Origin of the sequence: uncultured Roseibium sp., assembly GCF_947499295.1 — a bacterium.
In the GTDB taxonomy this organism is placed as follows: Bacteria; Pseudomonadota; Alphaproteobacteria; order Rhizobiales; family Stappiaceae; genus Roseibium.
Map to the genome: position 1 here is coordinate 1 of NZ_CANMNP010000088.1, position 1,780 is coordinate 1,780.

Here is a 1,780-nt window from a genome sequence, read left to right on the forward strand (position 1 = left end):
TAAAACCTGTCCCATAGTGCATCCTTCCATTCGGGAGAAAAGACTGCACCATCAAAATCTGGGATCAAACACCTAGGGGCTTCTGTGGTTGCCGCTCGTAATGCAAGAAGTTTCTGATCCTTGGGTGCGATCGAGTGCGGTCTTCTGTCAGGCCTTTTTATTGCGGCATTCAGGAAGCCGCTGGCCGATATGGTGATCAGCGGATCAAGTCCAAATCTATTCAGCGAGCTGATAGCTCCAAGCCCCTATCTGGTTTTCCTGACCCAGATCTGTTCGATCATTTTACCCATATGGATCGTCGACGTTCTCACACCTCCATTACCGGCAATACACTGCCCCGCGCCGCACCTCTGTCATGCAGCAGCAGCCTGCGCCGGATCCTGATAATCTTGCTCTTTCGTCAACATGGCCCAGATCGCCCGTGCCATCTTGTTTGCCAACGCAATGGCCAACAGCATCCTCGGCTTCCTGGCCAACATTCGCGACAGCCAAGACTTCTCTGATATCGTCTTTCGCCCCAGCCAATTCAGACGAGACATCGCGCCCACGATTAGGAGCCGTCTGATGTCGGCCTGCCCAGCCTTCGATATACGGCCAAGCCGCTCTTTACCTCCAGACGAGTGCTGTCGCGGAACCAGACCCAGCCAGGCCGCGAAATCTCGTCCGCGCCGAAAGCTCTCCATCGGCGGAGCGAAAGCCTCAACGGCCAACGCGCTCATTGGTCCGACACCTGGCATCGTTTGCAAGCGACGAGCCGTATCGGTTTGAGTTGCCAGAACACCGATCTGTTTGGTCTTGGTCTCAATCCGCTGCGTCTTCTCGGAGATCTGCAACAGAAGATCACGGCACTCGTCGCCAACCAGTTCGGGCAAATCGCTGTTCTTAGCTTCGATGATCGCCACTATCCGCTTCAGATGCCCAATGCCCGGTGGTGTTGGATGGCCGAACTCATAAAGCACTGAACGCAACGCATTCACCAGCTCTGTGCGCTGACGCACAAGTCGCTCTCTTGCTCGAAAAAGAAGAGCCTGCGCTTGCTGATCTTCGTCCTTCGGGGTGATGAAACGCATCTCCGGTCGTTGAGCGGCGATGACTATCGCCTCAGCATCTGCTGCATCGTTCTTTTGCCGCTTCACGAAAGGGCGCACGTACTGAGGTGCGATCAATCTTACTTCGTGACCCAGCTTGGCCATCTCGCGCGCCCAGTAATGAGCACTGCCGCATGCCTACATCACGACCGTCGCCGGAACCTGTTCAGCCATGAACCTGCGAAATTGCTGCCGCGTCAGCTTCCTCCGGAACTCTATCTGTCCGGACATGGAAGCTCCGTGTACTTGAAAAACACTCTTGGCCAGATCGATCCCGATCATCGTCTCTTTGGTCATGCTCGCCTTCCTCTCCACCCATTGGCCTTAACCCGACGATCCTCCAACAGAACGCGTCGGGTGGGTAGAGCGGCAACCACTCCATCTATTCAGGGTATAGGAGACGGCATCGCCGATCTTACTTCCAAGGTACGTTTCGTTTCTTAGTTTCAAAGGCTGACATTTTCCGAAAGACGTGGTTCTTTTCGCAGTTTTCTTTTATGTACGCTATGGAGTTTCCTACCGGGATCTGGAGGAAATCATGGAAGAGCGCGGCGTCGATGTGGATCACGCAACACTGAACCGATGGGTCATTCGTTACAAACCGGCCGTTTTCTGGCCGTTGCCCACCAAGGCGGCGTGAAGCTTTTCACCGGCATATCCGCCATCGGCAAACACATGGCGCAGCCAAGGGA

General features: G+C 54.8%; 2 pseudogenes. One reads left to right on the forward strand and one right to left on the reverse strand.

The features are described 5' to 3' along the window. Positions 1–353: 353 nt before the first annotated feature. A pseudogene (locus Q0835_RS29795) lies at positions 354–1,385 on the reverse strand (IS110 family transposase). Positions 1,386–1,560: 175 nt separating this feature from the next. Here Q0835_RS29795 and Q0835_RS29800 point away from each other — a divergent pair. Beyond that, positions 1,561–1,686, forward strand: a pseudogene (locus Q0835_RS29800) (IS6 family transposase); the annotation flags it as partial. Between the last annotated feature and the right edge of the window lie 94 nt (positions 1,687–1,780).